We start from the raw sequence: 19,767 nt of genomic DNA, 5'->3' as shown, positions 1-19,767 counted from the left end.
CCCCTCGCCCATCCTTTTTCGACAGCAGCGTAAGGAAAGCCGCGGCATGTCCGTCGTCAGTCTCAAAGAGCGTTCCGTCGACCGGCAGGAACCGGTCCCCGTCACCCCGAGCCCGATCGAGTCTGGACCCGTCGAGGGCGTCATGCTCAGGGCCCGGGCGGCCCAGAGGGACTTCGCCCATGTCGACCAGGCGACCGCCGACGCCGCCGTGCGGGCGCTGGCCTGGGCGCTCTACCAGCCGGACCATGCCCGTGAGCTCGCCGAGCTCGCCGTCGCGGATACCGGCCTCGGCAACGTCGCCGACAAGGTTCGCAAGAAGCAGCGCAAGACCTTCGGGACGCTGCGCGACCTGTTGCGCTCCCCCTCCGTCGGCGTGATCGAGCGCGACGAGGCCAAGGGGCTCGTGAAATACGCCAAGCCCATGGGCGTGATCGGCGCCGTGACCCCCTCGACCAATCCGGGCGCGACGCCGGTCAATAAGGCGATGATGGCCGTGAAGGGCCGCAACGCCATCGTCATCGCACCCTCGCCGCTCGGCTACCGCACCACGTCGCGCATCGTCGACCTGATGCGCGAGGAGCTCGGCAAGATCGGCTTGCCGCAGGACCTCGTGCAGATCCTGCCCTCCCCGGTCACCAAGGATTCCACCGAGGCCCTTATGAAGGCCTGCGACCTCGTCGTGGTGACGGGCTCGCAGGACAATGTCCGCCGCGCCTATTCGAGCGGCACGCCGGCCATCGGCGTCGGCGCCGGCAACGTGCCGGTGATCATCGACGAGACCGCCGATCTCGACGCGGCCGCCGAGCGGATCTGCGAGTCGAAGATCTTCGACAACGCGACCTCGTGCTCATCCGAGAACGCCGTCGTCATCGTCGACGCCGTTTACGACCAGGCCATCGCCGCCCTGGAACGGGCCGGCGCCTATCTCTGCACGCCGGAGGAGAAGCAGCGGGTCGTCGACCGGCTCTGGGTGAAGGGCAAGCTCAGCCGCGACCTCATCGCCCGCGACGCCGACATCTTGGCCAAGGCCTTCGAGCTGCCGAAGGAGGCCGAGAGCAAGAAGTTCTTCCTCGTGGAGGAGACTGGTGTCGGCAAGGCCTATCCGCTCTCGGGCGAGAAGCTCGCTTTGGTGCTCACGGTCTATCGCGCCAGCGACTTCAAGGCCGCCAAGGCGCGGGTCGACGAGATCCTGAACCACCAGGGCAAGGGCCATTCCTGCGGCCTGCACACCAAGAACATGGACCGGGCGCGCGAGCTCGCCGAGGACCTCGAAGTGGTGCGCGTGCTGGTCAACTTCGCCCACACATTCGGCAATGGCGGCGGCTTCAATTCGGGCCTCGGCTTCACCCTGAGCATGGGCTGCGGCTCCTGGCAGAAGAACTCGATCTCCGAGAACCTCAGCTACCGGCACATGCTCAACATCACCCACCTCGTGACGCCGATCCCCGAGGACAAACCCACGGAGCTGGAGCTGTTCGGGCCGCACTGGAAGCGGATCGGACACGAGGAGGCCGCCCGATGAACTTTTTGGAGCACGTCGCCAAAGCGCGGGTCCTCGCGCCCGCCGGCATCCCGGTACCGCGCTCGGTCCATTGCATGACGGCCGATGAAGCCGCTCGGGCCTTCGAGGAACTCGGCCCCTGCATGGTCAAGGCGCAGGTGCCTACCGGCAAGCGCGGCAAGGCCGGCGGCATCAAGCCGGCGAACTCGGCCGCCGAAGCCCGCAGCGTCGCCGAGCGCATCCTCTCCATGAGCATCGACGGCCATGCCGTCGGCTCGGTGCTGCTAGAGGAGCAGGCCAAGATCACACGCGAGTTCTACGCCGCGATCCTCACCGACTTCGCGAGCCGGCGCCCGCTGGTGCTGTTCTCGACCGAGGGCGGCATGGACATCGAGGAGGTCGCTGCGACGCGTCCCGACGCGCTACGCCGGCACCTCGTCGATCCCGACAAGGGCTTCGACGAAGCTGCCGCGCTTGCCCTGCTGGCCGGGCTCGATCTCGGCGGCACCGAGGAGAAGGTCGCCGAGATCCTCGCGGCGCTCTACGCCACCAGCGGCAAGACCGATGCGGAGCTGATCGAGATCAACCCCCTCGCGGTGCTGGCCGACGGCCGGGTCGTGGCGCTGGACTGCAAGTTGACCCTCGACGATTCCGCGGGCTTCCGGCAGCCGGAACTGTCGCTGCAGGCGGCCGAAGAACCGATGACCGATCTCGAGCGGCAAGGCGCCGAGAACGGCCTGAAGTTCATCCAGCTCGACGGCAATGTCGGCGTGCTCGCCAACGGCGCCGGGCTGACTATGACGACCATGGACGTCATCGCCCATTGCGGCGGCCGGCCGGCGAACTTCCTGGAGATCGGCGGCGAAGCCTACACCAAGTCGGAAGCGGCGCTGAAGCTCGTGCTGTCCAATCCTGGCGTGAAGAGCCTCGTCGTCAATTTCTGCGGCGCCTTCGCGCGCACCGACGTGATGGCCGAGGGCGTCGTCACCGCCTGGAAGCGGCTGAACCCGGACATCCCGGTCTTCTTCTCGATCCACGGAACCGGCGAAGACGAGGCCGTGCGCCTCGTGCGCGACGGGCTCGGCCAGGAGCCCTTCGACCTGATGGAAGATGCGGTCCAGGCCGCCGTGAACGCAGCAAGCGGAGAGGCCGCACGATGATCATCTATCGCCAGTCCGCCCGCGTGCTCGTCCAGGGCATCACCGGCAAGCAGGGCACCTTCTGGACCGAGAAGATGATGGAGTGCGGCACGCAGGTCGTGGCCGGCGTCAATCCGAAGCGCGCCGGCGAGACCCATCTCGGCGTGCCCGTCTATGCCTCGACCAAGGCCGCGATGGCGCAGACGCCGTTCGACGTCGCGGTGATGTTCATTCCGCCGGCCATGGCGCGCGATGCCGCGGTCGACGCGATCGAAGCCGGCGCCAAGACCGTGGTGATCCTCACCGAGCACATCCCGGCCCGCGACGTGATGGCGATCCATCACGCGGCGGCAGCCCACCACACCCGCATCATCGGGCCGAACACCGCCGGCATCGTCACGCCGGGCGAGGGCTTCGTCGGCATCATGCCGGGGCACAACCCGAACATCTTCCAGCCGGGCGAGGTCGGCGTGATCTCGCGTTCGGGCAGCCTCGGCACCCTGATCTGCCTCAACCTGACCCGCGCCGGCATCGGCCAGTCGGCCTTCCTCGGCATCGGCGGCGATCCGATGATCGGCACCACCACGCGCGATGCCCTCAAGGCCCTCGACGAGGACGCCAAGACCCGTGCCGTGGTGCTCGTCGGCGAGATTGGCGGCGCCATGGAAGAGGCGGCGGCGGAGTACGCCTCGGGCATGTCGAAGCCCGTGGTCTCCTTCATCGCCGGCCGCGCCTCGCCGCCCGGCAAGAAGATGGGCCATGCCGGCGCGATCGTGTCGGGGACCATGGGCAGCTACGACGGCAAGCGACGCGCCCTGGAGGCGGCGGGCGTCGCGGTGGCCGACACACCCTCCGAAATCCCCGGTTTGCTCGAAGCCGGCCTCGGCGGAGGTGCCTTTCGGTCTGCGGCCGTAGCTCTCCGCGCGTAGATCATGCTGCGTTTTGATCGAACCCATCAAAACGCAGCATGATCGATTTAATGAGTGAGAGCGTGCTGCGAAAAGCCGTGTCCACTTTCTCGCAGCATGCTCAAGGCATCCACGCGGCCTAAACCCCAAGCACGTCGTCCATGCCGTAGAGGCCCGGCGGCTTGTCGAAGGCCCATTGCGCGGACCTGAGCGCGCCGCGTGCGAAGATGGCGCGGTCCTCGGCGTGGTGGCTGAGTGTGATCCGCTCGGAGGGGCCGGCGAAGATCACGCTGTGGTCGCCGACGACGCTGCCGCCGCGCAGGGTCGCGAAGCCGATATCGCCGGGCCGCCGCGCGCCCGTATGGCCGTCGCGGGTCGAGACGCGGGTCTCGGACAGCGCCACCTGGCGGCCCTCGGCCGCTGCCTCGCCGAGCAACAGGGCGGTGCCGGAGGGTGCGTCGACCTTCATGCGGTGATGCATCTCCAGCACCTCGATGTCGAATTCTTCGCCGAGCGTCGCCGCGACCTTGCGCACGAGAGAGGCCAGCAGGTTCACCCCGAGCGACATGTTGCCGGAGCGCACGATGCGGGCGTGGTAGGAGGCCGCCTTCAGCTTCTCCAGATCCGAGTCCGACAGGCCGGTGGTGCCAACGACGTGGACGATGCGGGCCTGGGCCGCCAGTTCTGCGAAAGCCACGGTGGCTTTCGGCACGGTGAAGTCGAGCACCGCGTCGGCCTCGGCGAAGATCGGCAGCGGATCGTCGCTGACCTCGACGCCGAGTGGGCTGAGACCGGCCAGCGTGCCGGCATCGTGGCCGACGACATGCGAGCCCTCGCGTTCGATGGCGCCGGACAGGGTGCAACCCTCGGCCTCGGCGACGGCGCGGATCAGCATCCGACCCATGCGCCCCTCGGCGCCGGTGACGACGATCTTCAGGGCTGAATCCTTGGTCGCACTCATACGAACTCCTTCAGAGCGCTGTCATTCCGGGGCTCGCCTTGGCGAGAACCCGGAATCCACCCGAGATGCAGCGCCCAGTCGTGGATCCCGGGTTCCGCTGCGCGGCCCCGGAATGACGGGCGTATTGCTTAAACCGTCACCTGCGTCCCCACTTCCACCACGCGGCCCGTTGGGATCTGGAAGAAGTCCGTGGCGTCGTTGGCGTTCTTGGCGAGCGTGATGAAGATCCGGTCCTGCCAGAGCGGCATGCCGGAATGCGCGGCCGGGCGGATCGAGCGGCGCGACAGGAAGAAGGAGGTCGACATGATGTCGAACTTGAAGCCCTCCTTGCGCAGCAGCGCCAACGCCTTGGGGATGTTCGGCGTTTCCATGTAGCCGAACCTCATCACCGCCCGGTGGAAATGCGGGCCGACCGGCTCGATGCGCACGCGCTCGGAATCCGGGAAGCGCGGCGTGTCCACGGTCTCGATGGTCAGGACCACGTTCTTCTCGTGGACGACCTTGTTGTGTTTCATGTTGTGGAGGAGGGCGGCCGGAGCGATCTCGGGATCGCTGGTCAGGAAGACCGCCGTGCCCTTCACGTGATGATACGAAGAGCTCTTCTCGAGCATACCGACGAGCTCGGAGAGGGGCACGTCGGTCTTGCGGGTCTTTTTGGTGAGGATCGCGACGCCGCGGACCCAGGTCCACATCATCAGCATCAGGCCGCCGGCGAGCAGCAGCGGCACGTAGCCGCCCTCGTGGAGCTTGAGCAGGTTCGACATCAGGAACAGCGATTCGAGCACGATGAACGGCATCATGATCAGCGCTGACAGGGCCGGGCCGAGCCGCATCACCTTCCACAGCACGATGTAGGCCATGCTCGCGGTCAGCAGCATCGTGCCGGTCACGGCGATGCCGTAGGCGGCAGCCAGTGCCGATGAGGTGCGAAACACGATCGCCAGGATCACCACGGCGAGGCCGAGCAGCATGTTGATCTGCGGCAGGTAGATCTGCCCCGAATGCGATTCCGAAGTGTGCCGGATCTCCAGGCGCGGCAGCATGCCGAGCTGGATCGCCTGCCGCGACAGCGAGAAGGCACCGGTGATGACGGCCTGCGAGGCGGTGACGGTGGCGAGCGTCGCCAGGATCACCATCGGCAGCAGCGCCCAGCCCGGCACGAGCTGGTAGAACGGGTCCGTCGTCTCGGGTTTGGCGAGGATCAAAGCCGTCTGGCCGAGATAGTTCAGCATCAGGCACGGGCCGACGAAGCCGAGCCAGGCGAACTGGATCGGCTTGCGTCCGAAATGGCCGAGATCGGCGAAGAGCGCTTCGGCCCCGGTCACCGCCAGGAAGACCGCGCCGAGTGCCACCAGGGCGTACGAGCCGTGGTTCAGCAGGTAGTTCACGGCGTGCCAGGGGTTAAAGGCCCAGAACACGCTTGGATTGCCCCAGATATGGGGCAGCGCGGCGACGGCAAGCGACAGGAACCACAGCGCCATGATCGGCCCGAAGAAGGTCGCGACCTTGGCCGTGCCCCGGCTCTGGACCAGGAACAGGCCGATGATGATCACCACGGTGATCGGCAGGACGTACTCCTCGAAGGCCGGGGTGACGAGCTTGAGGCCCTCCACCGAGGACAGCACCGAGATCGCCGGGGTCACCACCGAGTCGCCGTAGAACAGGGCCGCACCGAGCAGGCCCAGCATGAAGACGAGGCGCGAGCCGCCGAGGGCGTGGCGCGCCTGGGCCATCAGCGAGAGGATGCCGCCCTCGCCCTTGTTGTCCATGCGCAGCAGGATCGAGACGTAGTTGATCGAGACGATCAACATCAGCGCCCAGAGGATCAGCGAGGTGGTGCCGATCACCTCCTCACTGGTCAGCGTGCCGTCGGCACGAGAGGGGGCCAGCGCCTCACGGAAAGCGTAGAGCGGGCTGGTGCCGATGTCGCCGTAGACGACGCCCACCGATCCAAGCGCCAGCGTGAAGAAACCGGTCTTCGCATGCCCGTGCGCGGCCTCGTCGGAGGCATCCACCGAGCCCGCCGAGGCGGCCACGGGTCCGCCCTCGCCGGGAGCGGGACCGGATGCTGCGGCGACCTCCGGAGGAGGTGCCCCTGCGGCCGGGCCAGCGGGCGTGCTCGGCGAGACGGGTTGGGTCATGGAATCCGGTCGATACTCAGGCGTCCGGTCGCGAATTCTGCCGGATCGGCATGACGAAGGCGCGTCGGGAGGCTCGAGGGGAGAACCATGAGATCGGCCTTGGAGAAGGCCGATCCCGTCACTCGGCAGCGTCGCGGGTGCCCGAGCCGCCGCCCTGGCCGAAGCGCCGCTCGATATAGTCGATGACGATGCCCTCGAAATCCTTCGCGAGCGTCGGGCCGCGCAGGGTCATCGCCTTCTGGCCGTCGATGAAGACGGGGGCGGTGGGGGTCTCGCCGGTGCCGGGCAGCGAGATGCCGATATCGGCATGCTTCGATTCGCCGGGGCCGTTCACGATGCAGCCCATCACCGCGACGTTGAGACCCTCGACGCCCGGATAGGATTTCTTCCATTCCGGCATCGAAGTGGTGATCCAGTTCTGGATGTCGCGGGCCAGTTCCTGGAACGTCGTCGATGTCGTGCGGCCGCAACCCGGGCACGCGGCCACCAACGGCACGAACGTCCGAAAACCCATGGTCTGCAGGAGTTCCTGCGCCGCCTTGACCTCGACGGTCCGGTCGCCGCCGGGCTCCGGGGTCAGCGAGTAGCGAATCGTGTCGCCGATGCCTTCCTGCAGCAGCACGCCGATGGCGGCGGAGGCGGCGACGATGCCCTTCGAGCCCATGCCGGCCTCGGTCAGGCCGAGATGGATGGCGTAGTCGGAGCGACGGGCGACCTCGCGATAGACCGCGATCAGATCCTGCACCGCCGAGACCTTCGCCGACAGGATGATCTTTTCCTTGCCGAGGCCGAGTTCTTCAGCGCGCTGGGCCGACGACAGCGCCGACTGCACCATCGCCTCGCGCATCACGGCGCGCGCATCGATGGGCTTCGCCGACTTGGCGTTCTCGTCCATCAGGTGAGTGAGCAACTCGCCGTCGAGGGAGCCCCAGTTCGCGCCGATGCGGACGGTCTTGTCGTACTTGATCGCCTGCTCGACGATCGTCGAGAACTGGACGTCGCGCTTGTTCTTGAAGCCGACATTGCCCGGATTGATCCGGTACTTGGCGAGCGCCTCGGCGCAGGCCGGATGGTCGGTCAGGAGCTTGTGGCCGATATAGTGGAAGTCGCCGACCAGCGGCACGTGGCAGCCGATCCGGTCGAGCCGCTCGCGGATCTTCGGCACCGCGGCGGCCGCCTCGTCGCGGTCGACCGTGATGCGCACCAATTCCGAGCCGGCGCGCGAGAGCTGCGACACCTGGGCCACGGTGGCGTCGATATCCGCCGTATCGGTATTCGTCATCGACTGAACGACGATCGGAGCACCGCCGCCGACGGTGATCGCGCCTTCGCCGTGACCGACCGTCACACCTTCGGTGCGGTGGCGCGGCGACGGGCCTGCGATCTCCGGTCCCCGCATGTTGGGGCTCTCGGGATCGATCGGGTTCGAGAGGGCGTCAGGGGCTTCCATGGCTTCCATCTGGGACCTTGGCTCGGAGACGTGGCCGCTTCCGTCGGTCTCGTCGGGTGTGGCCGTGGGCGAAGACCGCGCGCATCACTCTACCCGATGCGGCGTGCGCCCGCGACCGCTTTAGCTGTGAGCGGTAACGACCACCGTCAACCGCGACCGACGCATGGGTGACGGCGCCCCTGCGCGGCATCGGTCTTTGCGGCGCTTCATGTCGCATCCAGCGCGCGATGTCGAGCGCTCGCCGCATTGCGGCAAAAGCAGGTCGGGAGAATGCCGAGAGAGGGCTGCAAGCGGGGTATCCGCCGGACTGCCATGCACGCCGTCGTTTTGAACCACCCCGCGCCGAGCCTATTTATTGCTTCGCAGCATTTCAGTTTGCACTGCAGCATATCGTTGCGAGGTTCGGATGGCTCAAACCGGCACGACTTCCGATCTGAAGGCCCTGTCCACAATCGTCCCCAGCGGGGCGGCGAAGGCCGAGCCCGTCTCTCGGGCTCGGACACGCGGTCGCAATCCGCTCGTCGGCCCGCAGACCGAGAAGACAGTGGCCCTCGCCCTGCAGGGTGGCGGCGCGCACGGCGCCTTCACCTGGGGCGTGCTCGACGCGCTGATCGAGGATGGCCGTCTCGGTTTCGACGCGGTGACGGGGGCGAGCGCCGGCGCCATGAACGCCGTCGTGCTGATCGACGGCTGGCTGGCCGGCGGCCCCGACGGCGCGCGCGAGGCGCTGGCGACGTTCTGGCGGCATGCCAGCGTCGATGGCGATCTCTGGCCTGTCCAGCGTGGCGTGGTCAGCGGCGTCGTCGGCGCGTTCAAGGACAACCCCTTCGCCGAGTTTTGGATGAAGGTGCTGGCGCCGAGCCCCTACGTCTCCAATCCGCTCAACATCAATCCGCTGCGCAGGGCTCTCGAACAAACCGTCGATTTCGAACGGCTGCGGAATGCGGACACGGCGGATGTGTTCGTTTCGGCCACCAATGTCTGGACGGGCAAGCTCACGGTGTTCGAGCGGGAGGGCCTGACGGCGGATCACCTGATGGCCTCGGCCTGCCTGCCCACCGTGTTCCAGGCGGTCGAGATCGACGGTGTCCCATATTGGGACGGTGGCTATCTCGGCAATCCGGCGCTTTATCCGCTCCACCAGGATATCGGCGAGGGACGCTGCGCGCGCGACATCTTGATCGTCCAGATCAATCCGGTGGAGCGGCGCGAGACTCCGAGAACGCCCCAGGAGATCCAGAATCGCCTGAACGAGATCACCTTCAACGCCAACTTGATGAGGGAATTGCGCGCCATCGACGTGATGCACGACGTGCTGACCGGTCAGGAGCCCGACGGAACGAAGGACAAGCGCGTCTTCATCCATCGGATCGACGGTACAGAGGCGCTCGACGACTACGATGCCTCGTCCCGCCTCGACGCCCGCTGGCGCGGTCTCGAGCGCCTGCGCGACCGAGGCCGCGAGGCGGCGCAGCACTGGCTCGCTGAGCGCCTCGACGGCGTCGGGCGCGAGAGCACGCTCGATCTGCGAAGCGCGTATCAGTAGCGCAAACGGGTCTGCGACCCGGCTCATGTGCGCGAGCGCACGTGCTATAGTGGGTGGACGCCCGGGCCTGGATTAGCGCCCGGGCTCCAGGCGTTCACACATTATGATACCCAGCCGATCGCGCCCCAAGCGACCCGACATCGTCGACCTGCTGCCTCCATTGCGGCGTTATGCGCGCTCGCTCACCCGTGATTCCTTGAAGGCGGACGACCTCGTCCACGACACTTTGGTCAAGGCGCTGGAGGCCAAGAGCTCACTGCGCGCCAACACCAACCTGCGCACCTGGATGATGACCGTGCTGCACAACGTCTTCATCGACGAGCAGCGCCGCAGGAAGGTCGAGGCGCGCCACGCCGACGTTCTGGTCCAGCTCAGCGACGACGTCGCGCTGCCGGCGCAGGAAGGGCAGGTCCGTCTCTCGCAGATCCGAAAGGCCTTCGAGACGCTGCCCGAAGAGCAGCGCGCGGCGCTTCACCTCGTGACGCTGGAGGGCATGGCCTATGCCGACGCCGCCGCGGTCCTGGGCATTCCGATCGGCACGCTGATGTCGCGGCTCGGCCGCGGTCGGGCGGCCTTGCGGGCCTTCGAGGACAACGAGCCCGTGCGAGCCCCCGAGGCCAGCCGGCAGGCGGGGCAGCCTTCGAGCCCTCCTGACCGTGGGCGTCCGCTGTTGCGCATCGTCGCAAGCGCCGGGCGCCCGGGGTCAGGCGAGACCGAGTTTGCCGTGCAGGCGCCCGGTTTCGAGCACAAGCAGGCGGTCGGCGAGGGCTGAGCCTCGCGACCGAAGATGAATCACAAGAGCGTCCTCCGACGAACGCGATACGGGTTCGTCGGAAGAAGGCGCGTCGCAACAATCCTGAAGCGCCAACCCGACTCGGTCGGGCCGACGTTTCGCTGACGGAGCGATCCGGAAAGGCAGAGTGGCGTGATGATCGACCCGATCACGGAAAGCGATCTCGCGGCGTATGTCGACGACGAGCTCGGCGCGATGCGGCGGCTGGAGGTCGAGAGCCATTTGGCGAAGCATCCCGAGGATGCGGCGCGGGTGATGGCCGACCTGCGCGACCGCGACGCTCTGCGCGAGATTTATGCGAGCATGCCGGGGCCCGGCCCGGAGCGGCTGCGCACCGGAGCGCGCCGGCTCGACCGGTCGATGGCTTGGCAGCGGGTCGGCGCGCGTCTGCGCCGGGCGGCCGCCATCGCCGTGCTCGTCGGCGCCGGCTGGCTCGCGCATACCGAGATCGGTACCTTCGGCGTACCGGACAGCCAGGCCTCCACCATCGACCCCGCCCTGGTCGAGGAGGCGCAGCAGGCACGCCAGGCCGTGTTGGTGCGCGCCAAGACCCACTCACAACGCGCGGTCTCCGCCTACGACCGGGCAGATCTCGAAGCGGCCACCGGGCTTTCGCTGCCGAGCCTGCCGGAAGGCTGGTCCGTGCGCGACGTCCAGGTCTTCCCCTCGCGCAGCGGCACGGGTGTGGAGATCGCGATCGATGCGGGAGATCTCGGCGATCTCTCGTTGTTTGCGACCCGCAAGGCGGGCGGCGGCTCTGGCCCCGACGGGCTGACCCGCTCGGCCGACGGCGCGACCGCCTATTGGCGTTACGGCCAGACCGCCTACGCCCTCAGCGGCGCTCATGGTGATGCCGGCCTCTCGGCGGCCGCGGGCCAGCTCTCGGCCAAGTAGAGCGCGAGCTGCTGCCGGTCGCCTTCGGCACAGTGCCGGGCCGGCCCCCGGACAGCTCTAACCCCGGTGCGTGCCGAGGTGCGGCCGTCGTTTCAGGCGCTGGTTCGGATCGTTGGGATGCCGTCATGGCCGGCCAGCTCGCACGCCGACGCTGGCTGACCGCCGTTGGGTCGGTTAGCCCCGGTTCCAAGCGTTGCAGAATCAACACGCGCACCGGCGCCGAAGTGGCCCGCAAAATCGGCTGCCGACAGGCTCCGGCCAGCGGCAGCGGGCAAAGATCGAAGACGTGGCAATAGCTTGGCCATTGCCCACGTGAGGCGACCGAATGGAACCGGGTCTGTCTTTTAGACCCCGTCTAAACAGTCGCGATTGAAGAAATATCGGGCAACATTACTGAATTTGCCAAGCTCCGCGCGAAAGCCGCCGCGGGTCGCGAACACGAACGGGCTTGGGGTATCATGCGCACCACACGAGACAGCGTCTTCGGACGCTGCGGGCTTCATGGCGGATTGCTGGCAGGCGTTGCCGCTGCCGCGCTGCTTTCCGGTCTGGTCTCGGCCCGCGCTCAGGGCGCCGCCCCGGCGGGGTCGACGACCCTCGACGAGATCTCGGTCGAGGGCCAGCAGCCGACCTTCGGCACGGCCGGCTTCGTCGCCACGCGCTCCACGGCGGGCATGAAGGGCAACGATTCGATCCTCGAGACGCCAGCCACCGTCAGCGTGATCACCCGCGAAGAACTCGATGTCCGCGGCGTGCAGGACATCAACCTCGCCACGGCCTATACGCCGAACGTCTACGCGATCGATTATCCCGGCGGACAGGGTGGCCCGACCTTCAGCTTGCGCGGCTTCAACGCGGTCAATTTCGACAGCGTCTACCAGGACGGCCTGCGCTACGGCTTTAACTCGTTCGACCAGAACATCGAGCCCTACGCCTACGAGCGTATCGACGTCATCAAGGGGCCGAGCTCGGTCCTCTACGGCCAAGGGCAGCCGGGCGGCATCATCAACCTCGTGTCGAAGCGGCCGAGCTTCACCCGATCCAACGAGGTCTTCCTCCAGGGTGGTAGCTACAACCGTATCCAGGCCGGGTTCGACCTGACCGGCCCGGTCGAGGGGGCGCCGCAATTCGCCTACCGCATCACCGGCCTGATCCGGAACTCCGACAGCCAGGTGAAATATACACCGGACGATCGCACCTTCATCGCGCCGTCGATCACCTGGAAGCCCGACAGCGACACCTCGCTGACGGTCCTGGCCAAATACGCCGAGTACCGGGGCGGTGGCTCTGAGCAGGCGCTGCCGATCATCGGCTCCATTCTCCCGAGCTCGAGGGGCCAGTTCCAGCGCGACGTCTTCGTCGGTCAGCCCAACTTCAATACCGGCCTCCTTGAGAACAAGGAGATCGGCTACGTCCTCGATCACAGCTTCGCGCAGAACTGGCTGTTCCACTCGGCGTTCCGGTATTACGAGACCGACGCGAAGTACAACGTCGTCAGCGTCGACCCTTCGTTCACCCCGCCCGGTGCACTCTCCCTGGCGACGTTCCCGTATGCGAGAGACCAGCAAAGCCGTGGTCTCGTGACGGATAACCACGTCGAAGGCCAGTTCAACACCTTCGGTGTCCAGCACAACGTCGTGGCAGGTGTCGACTACCAAGATTATCATCGCAGCGACAATCGTCAGTTCGTCAACGGTCTGCCGCCGACGACGACCGCTGCCTTCACGGCACTGGGATATCGCCCGTATCGTTACCTCGTTGATCTGTATAACCCCGTCTACGGGGCTTCTCTGAATTTCCCGGATGCAACGAACGTTGCGAGCCGCCAGTCCATCCAGCAGACTGGTATCTACTTCCAGGATCAAATGAAGTTCAATGGCCTGATCTTCACGGGAAGCGTTCGTAACGATTGGGTGGATCAGGAACTCAACACGATCCAGAACTTCCCGCGGGTCGCAGGTCTGCCGATCCCGCCCGCATTCATACCGCTGGCCCTTGCTGCAACCAACACCAACACGACCTCTCGGCAGAAGTTCTCGGCCCTGAGCTATCGTCTCGGCCTCGGTTACGAATTCGACTCGGGCATCGTTCCCTACGTGTCGTACTCGACCTCGTTCAACCCACAGGCAGGATCGCGTTTCGACGGCTCCGCTCTCGATCCTCGTGAAGCCAAGCAGATCGAAGGCGGCGTGAAGTGGCAGCCCGTCGGTACCAACCAGATCTACACGGCGTCGTATTTCGAGATCACCCAGACGAACATCTCGCAGCAGGATCCGCTGCATCCGGGCTTCCTCATCCAGACCGGTGAAGTCGCGTCGAAGGGCTTCGAGTTCGAGGCCAAGGCGAACCTGTTCGAAGGCTTCAACCTCGTCTTCGGCTACGCCCATCTCAACACCGAGGTGACGAAGAACCCTCAAGACCCGACGCTCGTCGGCAAGCGTCTGATCAACGCACCGAACAACACGCTGTCGCTGTTCGCCGATTACAGCTTCCCGCAGTCTTCGGCCCTGGGCGGCCTGCGGGCTGGCGCCGGTGTTCGCTACGTCGGCCAGCGCACCGACTCGACCAACAAGGACGACATCCCGTCCTATGCGCTGGTGGATGCCACGCTGAGCTACGATCTCGCGAAGCTCAATCCCGCCTGGACCGGTGCCTCGCTCTCGGTGAACGCTTCCAACCTGTTCGATCACCGCTACTACTCGGCGTCATTCTACCAGGGTTACATCTTCGAAGGGTATCGCCGCCGGGTGTTCGGCCAGCTCACCTACCGCTGGTAGGCAACCTCATCCCGACCGACCATGGTAGCCTCGCCTCGCGGCGGGGCTTTCAGCTTTTGAGGTGCATCACTCGCCGGGTCCGACGCGATCTATTCCCCACCGTCTGCGGCTGCCGTATGGCTCGAATCCCCGGCAGGACTGAGCGCACCCCTTGGAAGAAGCCCTCTATCGATGGCTCGCCGCGACCGCGTCCGTGCGTTCGGACGTGCTCGCCCTGCTCGGACTCGTCCTGTCGGTTGCCGTCACCGTGCACGTGCTGCTCAGGAAGCGCGTAGTCGGCGCGGCGATCGGCTGGATCGGGCTCGCCTGGCTGGCGCCTGTCTTTGGGAGCGCGTTCTACCTGATCCTCGGCATCAATCGGGTCGAACGGCGGGCGCGTAAGCTCAAGCGCAAGCCCTCACAGCAGGTCGACGACACACCGCAGCCGACCGCCGCCGTACCGGAGACCTACGCGGCCCTCGACTTGGCGGTGCGCGCGATCACCGGCCTGCCCACCGTCGCCGGCACGGCCATCACGGTCTATCGCAACGGCGACGAGGCCTATCCAGCCATGCTCGCGGCGATCGAGAGCGCGCGCACCAGCGTCGCGCTGTCGAGCTACATCTTTCGCGACGACAAGATCGGCAAAGCCTTCATCGCGGCGCTGGTCGCCGCCAAGGCGCGCGGGGCCGAGGTCCGCGTCATCATCGACGGCATCGGCAGCGGCTACTTTCGCCCCGCGGCCTGGCGGCACCTGACTAATGCCGGCGTACCGGCCGGGTTGTTCATGCACTCGGCGTTGCCCTGGCGGATGCCGTTCCTCAATCTGCGCTCGCACAAGAAGCTGCTGATCGTTGACGGCGCCCTCGCTTTCACCGGTGGCGTCAACATCTCCGACGGCAACCGGCTCGCCTCGAAGCCGGTCTGGCCGATCCGCGACACGCATTTCCGGATCGAGGGGCCGGTGGTCGAGCAATTCGCCCAGGCCTTCGCAGCCGACTGGGCCTTCGTTGCGGGCGAGGAGCTGGAGGGCGAGCGCTGGCTGCCGACCCTGGCGCCGGTCGGTAGCCTGACGGCGCGGGTCGTGACCTCCGGGCCGGACGCGGACATCGAAAAGATCGCCACCGTGATCCTGCAAGCGATCTCTTGCGCCCGCTCGTCGATCCGCCTGGCGACGCCCTATTTCCTGCCGAACGAGCTGATCACCAATGCGCTCTGCCTTGCTGCAGCCCGAGGCATCTCGGTGAACATCGTGGTGCCCCGCCGCAGCGATCACCATTTCGTCGACTACGCCATGCGGGCGCATGTGGCGCCGCTGCTCGATTCCGGCGTCAGGATCTGGCTCGACGAGCCACCCTTCGACCACTCCAAGGCGCTGGTGATCGACCGGTGCTGGAGTTTCATCGGCAGCGCGAACTGGGATTCGCGCAGCTTCCGGCTGAATTTCGAGCTGAACGTCGAGGTCTACGACGAGGCGCTCGCGGGGCGCCTCGACGACTTCATCCGATCGAAGCAGGCGGCTCGGCTGACTCTCGCCGATCTCGACGCCCGCGCATTGCCCGTCCGCCTTCGCGACGCAGCCGTGCGACTGCTGCTGCCATATCTCTGATCCGCCGGTTCTGCGGCGCGTCCTCGGTGGCGGGGGCGAGATGCACCACGATCGGACGATGGTCCGAGAGCCCGCGCGGCAGCACCCCGTGACCATGGCAGGCGAGGCCGCGCACCAGGCAGCGGTCGAGGCGCAACGGAGCGACCCCGGCCATGGCATGGGTCGGCCGGCGCGGGCCGACGTCGCGGAAGCCGGGGAGCAGGGCCGGGCCGACGATGTTGTAGTCGCCGAGCACCGCCGCCCGGGCCGGCAGGTGCTGCTCGATCCGCCGAAGCTGGCGCCGGTTCATCATCTGCCCATGCGAGAGATGCACGTTGGCGATGCCGAACTCGCCGAGATCGAGGATCTGGCAGACCCGGTCGACGATGATCCCGGCGGGCAGCGTAACCACCTCCGGCGGCGTCTCCCAGGGAGCGCAACTCCAGATCGCCGGGCCGTGGATGCGTCCCGGCAGCGGTGCGCGGGCGAAGTGGCCGCCGATGCGCTCGGTGATCGCGGCGATGCCCTCCGTCGCCTCCTGCATCAGCACGAGGTCGGGCTTTTCACGCTCGACGAGGGCGACGATGCAGTCCACGGCCGCACCGGTCCGACGCAACAGATTCCAACTGACGATCTTCCGCGTTCCCGGGGGAAACGGCGGGTTCATGACGCCGGAAGGCGCGGGATCGGTCTCACGGCGGCGAAGGCGTCGAATCATGCGCGCAGGTTTCGTCCCCTGGTGTCATGAGAAAGGCAGCGCGGCCGTGCAGAGCCGCAATCGCGGACGAAGCTAGCGCGCGGCGGAGCCGGTGACAGGGACGGGCTCAACGCGTCCGCTTGTTCAGGAAGGCGTCGATGCCCTCTTCCGCCGAGCGCGCGAGCATGTTCTCGGTCATCACCCGGCCGGCATGGGCGTAGGCCTGCGCCAGCGGCATCTCCAACTGCTCGTAGAAGGCGCGCTTGCCGACACGGACGGTATAGGCGCTGCGCCGGGCGATCCCCGCGGCCAGCTCCTGCGCGGCCGCCAGTGCGCTCCCTGTCGCCGCCACGTCGTTGACGAGCCCGAGCGCCTTGGCCTCGGCCGCGTCGGCGAGATCCGCCGTCAGCAGCATGTGCATCGCTGCCTTCCGGGAGAGGTTGCGCGAGAGCGCCACCATCGGCGTGGAGCAGAACAGACCGATCTGCACGCCCGGCGTGGCGAAACGCGCCTCCGCCCCGGCGATGGCGAGGTCGCAGGAGGCCACGAGCTGGCATCCGGCCGCAGTGGCGATGCCCTCCACCGCCGCGACGACCGGCTGCGGCAGGGAGGGGATCGCCATCATCACCGCCGAGCAGAGGTCGAACAGCCGGGCGAACCGCGCCGCACCCTTGTCGGCGTCGGTGCGAAACGCGGTCATCTCCTTGAGGTCGTGGCCGGCGCAGAAGGCCGGCCCCTCTGCGGCGAGCACCACGGCGCCGATGCCGTCGTCGGTCGCGAGGCTCTCGAAGGTATCGCGCAGGGCCTCGAGCATGGCGACCGAGAGGGCGTTGCGCGCCTTCGGGCGATTGAGCACCAGGGTCGCGACCCCGTCTCGGTCCGAGCGGAGGACGAGGGCTTCCGCGGCATTGGTCATCGGGCTTCGTCTCGGTCGATTGCGTTCGTTCCGACTCTCCGGCACCCCGCGGCCGAGGGCAAGGGACCCCGCCGAAAGTGCCCCTGTCGAGCCGGCGCCCTCCGTGGCATAGGGGGCCATCAGCCACTGCCCAGGAGACATCATCTCGTGACAGAGCCGAACCCGCGCCAAGCCGACCACGACATCGATCCGCTCTTTACCGAGCGCTGGTCGCCCCGTGCCTTCACCGGCGAGGCCTTGCCGGAATCCGAGCTGTTCCGGATGCTGGAGGCCGCGCGCTGGTCGCCGTCCTCCTACAATTCTCAGCCCTGGCGCTTCGTCTATGCCCTGCGCGACACGCCCGAGTGGCAGACCTTCTTCGACCTGCTCGTGCCCGGCAACCAGAAATGGGTGCAGGATACCGGCGCGATCCTGTTCCTCGCCTCCAACAAGAACATGAAGGTCGGGGGCGAGATCAAGCCGTCCTACAGCCACTCCTTCGATGCCGGCGCGGCTTGGCAGAGCCTGGCGCTGCAGGCGGTCCGGCAGGGCTGGTACGCTCACGGCATGGTCGGTTTCGATCACGAGCGCGCCCCCAAGGTGCTGGATCTGCCGGCCGATCATCGCATCGAGGCGGCCATCGCCATCGGCCGCAAGACCCCGCATGACGGCCTCACCGAGGAGCAGCGCGGGCGCGAGACGCCGAATGCCCGGCGCCCCGTCACCGACTTCGCCTTCAAGGGCGGCTTCCCGCCCCGAGACGCCTGAGACCGATCCCGAGAGCCTGCCCCAAGAGCCCGACGCACGTGCTGAAACCCGCAACCGACTATGCGGCGCTCGTCGCCGGGTTCTCCTGGGACATCCCCGATCGCTACAACATCGCGGCCGACGTCTGCGATCGCTGGGCCCTGTCCGAGCCGGACCGCCCGGCGATCCTGGAGGTCTCGGCGGAGGGCGTTGCGGCGCCTGTGAGCTACGGGCGTCTGCGGGACGAGTCCAACCGCCTTGCGAACGCGCTCGCCGCGCGCGGCATCGGGCCCGGAGACCGCGTCGCGGTGCTGCTGCCGCAATCCTCGGCCGTGGTGGTGGCGCATCTCGCAGCCTATCGGCTCGGCGCCATCGCCCTGCCGCTGGCTGGGCTGTTCGGTGCGGAAGCGCTGCGCTACCGGCTCACGGATTCCGGCGCGCGGGCCATCGTCACCAACGCCGCCGGCCTCGCCAAGCTGGAGCCCATCCGGGCGGCGCTGCCGGATCTCACCGTGTTCCTCTCGGCCGACGGCCCCTGCGGCCCGGCCGAGGGCCTCCCGCAGGTTCTCGCCGGGGCCTCTGCGGAGTTCGCGACCCGCGAGACCGGACCCGACGATCCAGCCCTGATGATCTACACCTCGGGCACGACGGGGCTCGCCAAGGGTGCGCTGCACGGCCATCGTGTGCTGCTGGGCCACCTGCCGGGCTGGTCGATGATGCACGACTTCCCCGAGGAGGGCGGCGGCCTGATGTGGACGCCGTCCGACTGGGCATGGGCCGGCGGCCTGCTCAACGTGCTGATGCCCTCGCTGCGCCGGGGCATGCCCGTGGTGGCGCGGCCCCTTGGTCGCTTCGAGCCGGAGGCGGCCTTCGGGCTCATCGCCGATCTTGGCGTCACCAACGTCTTCCTGCCGCCGACGGCCTTGCGGATGCTGCGAGGGTTGGAAAAACCCCGCGAACGCTTCGACCTGTCCGCCTTGCGCAACGTCGCCTCGGCCGGCGAAGCCCTGGGGCCGGAAACCTTCGCCTGGGCGCGGGATGCCCTCGGGCTCACCATCGGCGAGGCCTACGGCCAGACCGAGTGCAACCTCGTCCTCGCCTCCTGCGCCCGCGCCGGCGTCGCGCGGCCCGGCTCCACCGGCAAGCCGGTGCCGGGTCACCGCGTCGCCGTGCTGCGCGAGGATGGCAGCGAGGCCAGGGCCGGCGAGACCGGCGAGATCGCGGTGAAGGCGCCCGACCCGGTGCTGTTCCTCGGCTATTGGCGCCAGCCCGAGGCCACCGCGAAGAAGTTTCGCGACGGCTGGTGGATGACCGGCGATACCGCCCGGCGCGACGCGGATGGCTACATCCACTTCGTCGGGCGCGACGACGACCTCATCACCTCGGCCGCCTACCGGATCGGACCGACCGAGATCGAGGATTGCCTGCTGCGCCACCCGGCCGTGGCGCTGGCCGCCGCCGTGGGCAAGCCCGACCCGCTGCGCACCGAGATCGTGAAGGCTTTCGTGGTGTTACGCGAGGGCTTCGCGCCGACGTCGGAACTGGCGGCCGAGATCCAGGCCTTCGGACGGAAAAACCTGTCGGCGCACGAATATCCGCGCGAGGTCGAATTCCTGGATGCGTTGCCGATGACCACCACCGGCAAGATCATCCGGCGGCAGCTGCGCGACGGGACCGCCTGAAATGGCACCTCCGTCATCGCGAGCGCAGCGAAGCGATCCAGAGCCGACTCACCGACGTTGCGCGTGTGG

Annotated in this window: 15 protein-coding genes; 10 read left to right on the top strand and 5 right to left on the bottom strand. The window is 67.5% G+C overall.

Going from position 1 to position 19,767, the window contains the following annotated elements:
• The first annotated feature begins 142 nt into the window (after positions 1-142).
• Genes sauS through sucD form a run of 3 tightly spaced genes read left to right on the top strand, consistent with a single transcriptional unit; the run spans position 143 to position 3,569 of the window.
• Entirely contained in the window at positions 143-1,522 is a 1,380-nt protein-coding gene (gene sauS / locus GGR33_RS06850; RefSeq protein ID WP_210301903.1) for an acylating sulfoacetaldehyde dehydrogenase, read from the top strand.
• The gene (locus GGR33_RS06845; protein ID WP_183503177.1) at positions 1,519-2,661 is read left to right on the top strand and encodes a succinate--CoA ligase subunit beta; all 1,143 of its coding nucleotides are present in this window, start codon (positions 1,519-1,521) and stop codon (positions 2,659-2,661) included. Before sauS ends, GGR33_RS06845 begins: the two co-directional genes overlap by 4 nt.
• Complete coding sequence (gene sucD / locus GGR33_RS06840; protein ID WP_183503175.1) at positions 2,658-3,569, top strand: succinate--CoA ligase subunit alpha; 912 nt, start codon at positions 2,658-2,660, stop codon at positions 3,567-3,569. The genes GGR33_RS06845 and sucD overlap by 4 nt, the downstream gene beginning before the upstream one ends.
• 118 nt (positions 3,570-3,687) lie before the next feature.
• Here sucD and dapB read toward each other — a convergent pair whose 3' ends face one another.
• The 3 genes from dapB to ispG form a co-directional block, all read right to left on the bottom strand.
• Positions 3,688-4,485, bottom strand: coding sequence for a 4-hydroxy-tetrahydrodipicolinate reductase (gene dapB / locus GGR33_RS06835; RefSeq protein WP_183503595.1), 798 nt, complete (start codon positions 4,483-4,485; stop codon positions 3,688-3,690).
• A 152-nt stretch (positions 4,486-4,637) separates the two neighbouring features.
• Positions 4,638-6,650 (bottom strand): potassium transporter Kup, encoded by a 2,013-nt coding sequence (locus GGR33_RS06830; RefSeq protein WP_183503173.1) that lies wholly within the window; start codon positions 6,648-6,650, stop codon positions 4,638-4,640.
• A 118-nt stretch (positions 6,651-6,768) separates the two neighbouring features.
• A complete protein-coding gene (gene ispG / locus GGR33_RS06825; RefSeq protein ID WP_183503171.1) occupies positions 6,769-8,109 on the bottom strand; it encodes a flavodoxin-dependent (E)-4-hydroxy-3-methylbut-2-enyl-diphosphate synthase in 1,341 nt (446 codons plus the stop codon).
• Between the two features lie 397 nt (positions 8,110-8,506).
• Between ispG and GGR33_RS06820 the strand changes: the two genes are divergently transcribed.
• From GGR33_RS06820 to cls, 5 genes are all read left to right on the top strand, one after another.
• On the top strand, positions 8,507-9,646 hold the full coding sequence (locus tag GGR33_RS06820) for a patatin-like phospholipase family protein (RefSeq protein ID WP_183503169.1): 1,140 nt from the start codon (positions 8,507-8,509) through the stop codon (positions 9,644-9,646).
• Positions 9,647-9,749: 103 nt separating this feature from the next.
• The gene (locus GGR33_RS06815; RefSeq protein WP_183503167.1) at positions 9,750-10,418 is read left to right on the top strand and encodes a sigma-70 family RNA polymerase sigma factor; all 669 of its coding nucleotides are present in this window, start codon (positions 9,750-9,752) and stop codon (positions 10,416-10,418) included.
• A gap of 156 nt (positions 10,419-10,574) precedes the next feature.
• Positions 10,575-11,333: an anti-sigma factor family protein gene (locus tag GGR33_RS06810; protein ID WP_183503165.1), complete on the top strand. Its 759-nt coding sequence runs from the start codon at positions 10,575-10,577 to the stop codon at positions 11,331-11,333.
• 458 nt (positions 11,334-11,791) lie between these two features.
• Entirely contained in the window at positions 11,792-14,110 is a 2,319-nt protein-coding gene (locus tag GGR33_RS06805; protein WP_183503163.1) for a TonB-dependent siderophore receptor, read from the top strand.
• A 151-nt stretch (positions 14,111-14,261) separates the two neighbouring features.
• Entirely contained in the window at positions 14,262-15,698 is a 1,437-nt protein-coding gene (gene cls / locus GGR33_RS06800) for a cardiolipin synthase (RefSeq protein WP_183503161.1), read from the top strand.
• Here cls and GGR33_RS06795 read toward each other — a convergent pair.
• Positions 15,589-16,344: an endonuclease/exonuclease/phosphatase family protein gene (locus GGR33_RS06795; RefSeq protein WP_183503593.1), complete on the bottom strand. Its 756-nt coding sequence runs from the start codon at positions 16,342-16,344 to the stop codon at positions 15,589-15,591. The genes cls and GGR33_RS06795 overlap by 110 nt on opposite strands.
• A gap of 157 nt (positions 16,345-16,501) precedes the next feature.
• Positions 16,502-17,290, bottom strand: coding sequence for an enoyl-CoA hydratase (locus GGR33_RS06790; protein ID WP_183503159.1), 789 nt, complete (start codon positions 17,288-17,290; stop codon positions 16,502-16,504).
• Positions 17,291-17,437: 147 nt separating this feature from the next.
• Here GGR33_RS06790 and GGR33_RS06785 point away from each other — a divergent pair, with 147 nt between their 5' ends.
• Both GGR33_RS06785 and GGR33_RS06780 read left to right on the top strand, forming a co-directional pair.
• Complete coding sequence (locus tag GGR33_RS06785) at positions 17,438-18,037, top strand: nitroreductase family protein (protein WP_183503157.1); 600 nt, start codon at positions 17,438-17,440, stop codon at positions 18,035-18,037.
• Positions 18,038-18,075: 38 nt separating this feature from the next.
• Positions 18,076-19,698: an acetate--CoA ligase gene (locus GGR33_RS06780; RefSeq protein ID WP_183503155.1), complete on the top strand. Its 1,623-nt coding sequence runs from the start codon at positions 18,076-18,078 to the stop codon at positions 19,696-19,698.
• Positions 19,699-19,767: the final 69 nt, after the last annotated feature.

The organism is Methylobacterium brachythecii, from assembly GCF_014196345.1.
GTDB classification, from domain to species: Bacteria; Pseudomonadota; Alphaproteobacteria; order Rhizobiales; family Beijerinckiaceae; genus Methylobacterium; species Methylobacterium brachythecii.
The sequence above is the reverse complement of the archived record's forward strand: the minus strand, read 5'-3'. Positions and strand labels throughout refer to the sequence as shown.

Coding starts and splice junctions, on each gene's coding strand:
- GGR33_RS06795 (WP_183503593.1), bottom strand. CDS start 16,344: ATGAACCCGCCGTTTCCCCCGGGAACGCGGAAGATCGTCAGTTGGAAT.
- GGR33_RS06805 (WP_183503163.1), top strand. CDS start 11,792: ATGCGCACCACACGAGACAGCGTCTTCGGACGCTGCGGGCTTCATGGC.
- ispG (WP_183503171.1), bottom strand. CDS start 8,109: ATGGAAGCCATGGAAGCCCCTGACGCCCTCTCGAACCCGATCGATCCC.
- GGR33_RS06830 (WP_183503173.1), bottom strand. CDS start 6,650: ATGACCCAACCCGTCTCGCCGAGCACGCCCGCTGGCCCGGCCGCAGGG.
- sucD (WP_183503175.1), top strand. CDS start 2,658: ATGATCATCTATCGCCAGTCCGCCCGCGTGCTCGTCCAGGGCATCACC.
- GGR33_RS06815 (WP_183503167.1), top strand. CDS start 9,750: ATGATACCCAGCCGATCGCGCCCCAAGCGACCCGACATCGTCGACCTG.
- GGR33_RS06810 (WP_183503165.1), top strand. CDS start 10,575: ATGATCGACCCGATCACGGAAAGCGATCTCGCGGCGTATGTCGACGAC.
- GGR33_RS06790 (WP_183503159.1), bottom strand. CDS start 17,290: ATGACCAATGCCGCGGAAGCCCTCGTCCTCCGCTCGGACCGAGACGGG.
- GGR33_RS06820 (WP_183503169.1), top strand. CDS start 8,507: ATGGCTCAAACCGGCACGACTTCCGATCTGAAGGCCCTGTCCACAATC.
- GGR33_RS06845 (WP_183503177.1), top strand. CDS start 1,519: ATGAACTTTTTGGAGCACGTCGCCAAAGCGCGGGTCCTCGCGCCCGCC.
- sauS (WP_210301903.1), top strand. CDS start 143: ATGCTCAGGGCCCGGGCGGCCCAGAGGGACTTCGCCCATGTCGACCAG.